The sequence below is a fragment of the Acinetobacter sp. NIOH-H-8 genome (assembly GCF_046635365.1).
Classification (GTDB): domain Bacteria; phylum Pseudomonadota; class Gammaproteobacteria; order Pseudomonadales; family Moraxellaceae; genus Acinetobacter.
Genome location: NZ_JBHDVN010000087.1, coordinates 1 through 6,194, shown reverse-complemented (window position 1 = coordinate 6,194; position 6,194 = coordinate 1). Strand labels below are relative to the sequence as shown.

The window sequence follows — 6,194 nt, the reverse complement described above, 5'->3', positions numbered from 1 at the left end:
TACTTCATGTACAACCATCATTTTAAAGGCGAAGCTATAATCACGTTGTGTGCGTTTAACTCGTTGTTCTTGTGCATGTTCCATAAAATAAGTCTCTTAAGGTGTAAACTTATTTCAGGACGGGACAATTCTCAAAAAAATAAGGGCTGATTACTCAGCCCTTATTCTTAACTCAAATTAATTTAATTATCAACAAATTAAGCTAATTGAGCAGCAGCAATTTTCTTAGTATCGATGTCTTTAGCAGCATCTGTATACTCGCTCATCTTGTCGAAGTTCAAGTATTGGTAGATGTCAGCAGACATACTGTCGATTTGAGCGGCGTACTGTTGGTATTCTTCTGGAGAAGGTAATTTACCCAATACAGCAGCAACAGAAGCAAGCTCAGCAGATGCCAGGTAAACGTTCGCACCTTGACCTAGACGGTTCGGGAAGTTACGAGTAGAAGTCGATACACAAGTAGTGTTCGGAGCTACACGTGCTTGGTTACCCATACATAATGAACAGCCTGGCATTTCTGTACGAGCGCCCGCTTTACCATAAGTATTGTAGAAACCTTCTTCCATCAATTGGTGTTCGTCCATACGAGTTGGAGGAGCCAACCATAGACGAGTAGATAAAGAACCACCAGGTACTTTGTCTAGAAGTTTACCAGCTGCACGGAAGTGACCGATGTTAGTCATACAAGAACCGATGAATACTTCATCAATTTTTACGCCTTGAACGTCAGAAAGAAGTTTCGCATCATCTGGGTCGTTCGGGCAGCAAAGAACTGGTTCTGTAATTGTAGAAAGGTCGATTTCATACACTTTAGTGTATTCAGCATCAGCATCAGCTTTAAGAAGTGATGGGTTAGCCAACCATTTTTCCATGTTCTCAACACGGCGCGCCATAGTACGAGCATCGCCATAGCCTTGTGAAATCATCCACTTCAGCATAGTGATGTTAGAACGTAGGTATTCAGCAACTTTCTCTTCAGAAAGAGTGATCGCACAACCAGCAGCAGAACGTTCAGCAGAAGCATCAGAAAGTTCGAATGCTTGCTCAACAGTCAGGTCAGTTTCCATTTCTGTCAGGTCGATCTCAAGGATACGGCCAGAGAAAATGTTTTTCTTACCTTTCTTCTCTACAGTCAGATCACCTTCTTGGATCGCTACATAAGGAATCGCATGAACTAGGTCACGTAGAGTGATACCAGGCTGCATTTTACCTTTGAACTTCACAAGAACAGACTCTGGCATATCAAGTGGCATAACACCAGTTGCTGCAGCGAATGCTACAAGACCAGAACCTGCTGGGAATGAAATACCGATTGGGAAACGAGTATGTGAGTCACCGCCAGTACCAACAGTATCTGGAAGAAGCATACGGTTTAACCAAGAGTGGATAATACCGTCACCTGGACGTAGAGAAACACCACCACGGTTCATGATGAAATCAGGAAGCGTGTGTTGCATTTGAACGTCAACTGGTTTTGGATACGCAGCTGTGTGACAGAAAGATTGCATTACCAAGTCAGCAGAGAAGCCTAGGCAAGCCAAGTCTTTCAGTTCGTCACGAGTCATAGGACCAGTTGTATCTTGAGAACCAACAGTGGTCATACGTGGTTCACAGTAAGTACCTGGACGGATACCTTGACCTTCAGGAAGACCACAAGCGCGACCAACCATCTTCTGAGCAAGGGTGAAGCCTTTGCCAGTGTCAGCAGGTTGTACTGGAGTACGGAACAGAGTTGAAGGCTCAAGACCAAGCTCTTCACGTGCTTTAGTTGTCAAACCACGACCAATGATCAGGTTAATACGACCACCCGCACGAACTTCGTCTAAAAGTACTGGAGTTTTAAGGTCAGCTTCAGCGATTTGAGCGCCGTCTTTGAACGCAGTTACTTTAGCAGCAGCCTTGTCGATTTTAAGAGTGATTTCATCACCCATGTTCATGTTTGCTACGTCGATTTCAACTGGTAACGCACCAGCGTCTTCCATAGTGTTGAAGAAAATCGGAGCAATTTTAGAACCTAAGCAATAACCGCCTTCTTTCTTGTTAGGAATGTGAGCGATTTCGTCACCGAAGAACCAAAGTACAGAGTTAGTTGCAGATTTACGAGAAGAACCTGTACCAACAACGTCACCTACGTAAGCAACTTTGTTGCCTTTCGCGATGAGATCTTTAATTTGGTTTAATGGACCAACTTCACCAGGAACTTCTGGGTTGATGCCATCACGTTCGTTTTTCAGCATTGCATTTGCGTGCAATGGAATGTCTGGACGGCTCCAAGCGTCTTGTGCTGGAGACAAGTCATCAGTGTTAGTTTCGCCAGTTACTTTGAAAACTGTCAGTTTGATTTCTTCTGGAACGTCTGCACGGTTTGTGAACCATTCAGCGTCAGCCCATGATTGAAGAACAGCTTTTGCATTTGCATTACCTGCACGTGCTTTATCAGCTACGTCATGGAACGCATCAAATACAAGAAGCGTTTTTTTCAAAGCTTCAGCAGCAAGACCACCAAGCTCTGCGTCTTCTAGAAGTTCAACTAAAGGAGCAACGTTATAACCACCAAGCATAGTGCCCAGTAAGTAAACCGCACGTTCTTTAGAAACTAGTGGAGAAGTCGCTTCGCCTTTTGCCAATGCAGCTAAGAACGCAGCTTTTACGTATGCAGCTTGGTCAACACCCGCTGGAACACGGTTTTCAAGCAAGTCAACTAAGTATGCTTCTTCACCAGCTGGGGGATTTTTTAATAATTCAACTAATGCAGCAGTTTGAGCATCATCAAGTGGCTTCGGTGGGACTCCGAGTGCGGCACGTTCTTCAACGTGTTGGCGGTAAGCTTCTAGCACGGTGTTATTCCTCTTTTTTAAAAAATTACCTGTGAATTCCTGCTTTATAAAAGCTTCACAAATAATATGGACTCTAAAATTTTACTAAAATTCCAGTTAAAAGTTAATGCAAGTACAGTGTTTCTTTGTGATGCTCATTATTTTATAACTAAATGATGCTTATAAAGATCATTCAATAATCAAATCATCATCGCCTTGCATAATTTAAGTACAGATATGGCAACTTTTAACTAAATTCGACGCATAAAAAAGGCAACATCGATGTTGCCTGATTTACTTAGAAAAAGATACTCCACCTTAGTGGACTGTCGTCGAGTTCAAATATTGCTGAAAAGCGTCCCGACAACCCTCAAATTTTAATTCGCATTGATCTTCATAGGTCTGACTATGGTTATTGCTGGCAAAGGAAATCTCGACCAGACAGCGTTTTTTGTCCTGCTCCAAGATCTGCTTAATCACGACCTTGTCTCCTACACTCAGGACATAGCGTCCGCTACCGATAATCGCCAATCCTTTTTCATCTTCTAACAGCAGATCTGAGTGATATAAATACTTCACGACGTCCATATTATTGTTCTCCTCAAGGCTTTGGAGTTAAATTCATTATTCAATATAAAGATAAGCATTTCTATATTTTAGATTTAGCAATTGTCACAAATTATATTTAATATTGCTTAGGCTATTTTTATTATTAGAAGAATTTTCTTATATCTATAAACCACTATTTATTTTGAATGATGATTTCTTAGTTTGTTTTATTTAAATATAAAAAAACCGTTCCTTAGAACGGTTTGTAATCTGGCATTTTATCATGCGGTGTGGCGATACATTTTTCGGTAAATTCAGCGCGGACTTTCTCACGGGCTGCATCTACATCGGTCTTAATTTCCTGTTCCGGAAGTGCATAGACTTCATCGATAATATTCAGGATAAAACCGCGAGTAATGTCATCATCGATCTTGTTGGCATGCTCAACAGCCTTTTCTTTCTCGATCGCATTCTGACGATCCAGCATAATGGTTCGTGCAGCATTCCCCACACTACGACAATAGCCATGCCACTGCTCTTCAGGGGTTAAAGGTTTTTTCTCTGCACAGCCGACCAGAGCAACCATCAGCGATAAAGCAAATAACTTTTTCATGAATTTCTCCTTCCGAGAGGCACTATAAGAGATCAGCACAGATTTGTCATTTAAAATGAAATTTCTACCTATTCTTATTGATACTGCCTGCTCGAAAGTAGCATTTCATATCTTAACCACAGCTGGCCTGAACTACTTTCTTAGTGGCTGGATCTACAGTGACCGTCACGCGCTCTTCACGATAATCCATAGTGACAGGCTGGCCAGGTGCAACCATGCGTACCATTTGAGCTTTGGTTTTCTCTTTGATTTTTGCTTCAGTTAAATTGGATTGGCCAACCAGTGCAGCTGCCTGATCAGCGATACATTTAGGCTGGTTTGCTCGGAAATATTCCCATTCTTCGACCACTTGCCCATTTTTTATATGACAATAGCCCACTTGCCCATTAGTTTCATTACGGATTTCCAGCTTTCCACCCTGATTGATACAATAGGCACTCGCTGGATTGGCTGTTCCTAATGACGCAGAGTTTGAATCAGGCGACTGGGTTGTACTACAACCAGCAAGGAGGATGGATGCAAATAATCCGGACAAACCAGATAAAATTATTTTTTTCATGAGCGGTATTCTTCTAAAGGAATTCGCCTTTAATGTAGCATATTCCATTTATAGCGTCAGATCTGAAAAGGCTTGAGTGTTTGTAATTCTGTAAAAAGCGGCAGGATCATTTTTTAATATCATTAGGTTTAACCCCATTTAAGTTCTCACTATTTCCTATGATTTATATCAATCAATAATTAGCTTTTAAAAGTAATCTCTTTCTTAAACTAACTAAAATTTAGATTTAGTTAAATATTGGAATGGCTTTAAGATGACAATGTCATTACATTATTATACAAATTGTTTATCACCCTTCATCAACCAAGCATTACTCTAATATTTTGTTTTTAGATCATTAAATTAATTATTTCCCAGTTTCTTTGTCCTAACCTTTTTTATGCACGAAGCTTGATGTTTGTACTAGCGGCCATATTGATTTAATATTTGATTGAATTTTAAACTTTATCTCGGCATGCAAGACGATCTCCAGCTTTCTTTAAAAGAATACCTTTCTACGGTTCAGGAAGTGGTTAAAATCACTTTCGATACACCGGTGTGGGTCAAAGCTGAGATTCGAAATTTAAATATCAAAGCTGGCCATTACTATCTGGAACTGGCAGAAAAAGATCCTGACAATGATCAGGTCATTGCCAGTTGCCGGGCCACCATCTGGAAATTTGCTGCACAGAAAATTGTGACGCAATTTGAACGTGAAAGTGGTATTGAGCTAAGCCGGGACCTTAAGGTTTTAATCAAAGTCAAAGCCAGCTTTGATCCGCAATATGGGTTTTCCCTAAATATTACAGAGATTGATTCTGGATATACCTTGGGTGATATAGCCCGACGTTATCAGCAGATTGTAGAGAGACTGACAACCGAAGGTCTGATTGATCGCAATAAAAATCTGCCTACACCTTTTGACCTCAACCGGATTCTGGTGATTGCTCCAGAAAAGGCTGCAGGTCTGGGCGATTTCAAGAAAGATGCTGATGCTTTACAAAAAGCTCAGGTATGCGAATTTATCTATCACAGTGCGACCTTTCAGGGAAATACGGCAGCGCAAAGCATCATGCAAAGCTTGGCACAAGCTTTAAAGCAGTGGGCACAAACTTATCATAACGCGCCTGACCTGATCGTAATCATTCGTGGCGGTGGTGCAGTCAATGATCTGGCTTATTTAAATGACTATGCATTGGCTGCCCTGCTCTGCAAACGTTCAGTTCCCGTCTGGGTTGGTATTGGTCATGAAAAAGACAGGACGATTCTGGATGAAATTGCTCATCGTTCTTTCGACACACCAAGTAAAGTGATTGCTGGAATTCGCAATCATGTCGTCGAGCTGACGCAAGAAGTTATAAATAACCTGCAAAGTATCCAGAGACTTTCTCAACAGCAAATTCAAGCTTATCAAAGCCAGAATGAGCAATATCTAAAGCTAATCCAAAATTTGGCCAATCACCAGATTATGAATGCCTTGCAACGTTTAGAGCAGCTCAAGTCCAACACCTCTAACCTTGCCCAGCAACAGACCCAACTGATTAACCAGCAGCTATAGCTAAATACTAAATAAATCATTACAGTAATCTTTAAACAATTTATCAATATCTTTAACTCTAAATTTATTGCGAATCATTTTTACTCGTGACCACATTTTTTCTATAGGATTTAAGTCCGG

4 protein-coding genes and 1 pseudogene are annotated in these 6,194 nt (G+C 41.0%); 1 reads left to right on the top strand and 4 read right to left on the bottom strand.

What is annotated here, in order from left to right; genetic code table 11:
* Window positions 1–197: 197 nt before the first annotated feature.
* The 4 genes from ACEWB7_RS16815 to ACEWB7_RS16800 form a co-directional block, all read right to left on the bottom strand.
* Window positions 198–2,837 carry a bifunctional aconitate hydratase 2/2-methylisocitrate dehydratase gene (locus ACEWB7_RS16815; RefSeq protein WP_004783803.1) on the bottom strand — a complete coding sequence of 880 codons (2,640 nt, stop codon included), beginning with the start codon at window positions 2,835–2,837 and terminating at the stop codon, window positions 198–200.
* A 297-nt stretch (window positions 2,838–3,134) separates the two neighbouring features.
* Window positions 3,135–3,404 (bottom strand): hypothetical protein, encoded by a 270-nt coding sequence (locus ACEWB7_RS16810; RefSeq protein WP_180104218.1) that lies wholly within the window; start codon window positions 3,402–3,404, stop codon window positions 3,135–3,137.
* Between the two features lie 214 nt (window positions 3,405–3,618).
* Entirely contained in the window at window positions 3,619–3,978 is a 360-nt protein-coding gene (locus ACEWB7_RS16805; protein ID WP_004783806.1) for a hypothetical protein, read from the bottom strand.
* Window positions 3,979–4,090: 112 nt separating this feature from the next.
* A complete protein-coding gene (locus ACEWB7_RS16800) occupies window positions 4,091–4,537 on the bottom strand; it encodes an I78 family peptidase inhibitor (RefSeq protein ID WP_312316200.1) in 447 nt (148 codons plus the stop codon).
* Between the two features lie 454 nt (window positions 4,538–4,991).
* On the opposite strand from ACEWB7_RS16800, the pseudogene xseA reads away from it, so the two are divergent.
* Window positions 4,992–6,071 (top strand): annotated as a pseudogene (gene xseA / locus ACEWB7_RS16795) (exodeoxyribonuclease VII large subunit); the annotation flags it as partial.
* Between the last annotated feature and the right edge of the window lie 123 nt (window positions 6,072–6,194).

Bases quoted from the DNA above. Each gene is read 5' to 3' on its own strand.
- ACEWB7_RS16810 (WP_180104218.1), bottom strand. From the start codon at position 3,404: ATGGACGTCGTGAAGTATTTATATCACTCAGATCTGCTGTTAGAAGAT.
- ACEWB7_RS16805 (WP_004783806.1), bottom strand. From the start codon at position 3,978: ATGAAAAAGTTATTTGCTTTATCGCTGATGGTTGCTCTGGTCGGCTGT.
- ACEWB7_RS16800 (WP_312316200.1), bottom strand. From the start codon at position 4,537: ATGAAAAAAATAATTTTATCTGGTTTGTCCGGATTATTTGCATCCATC.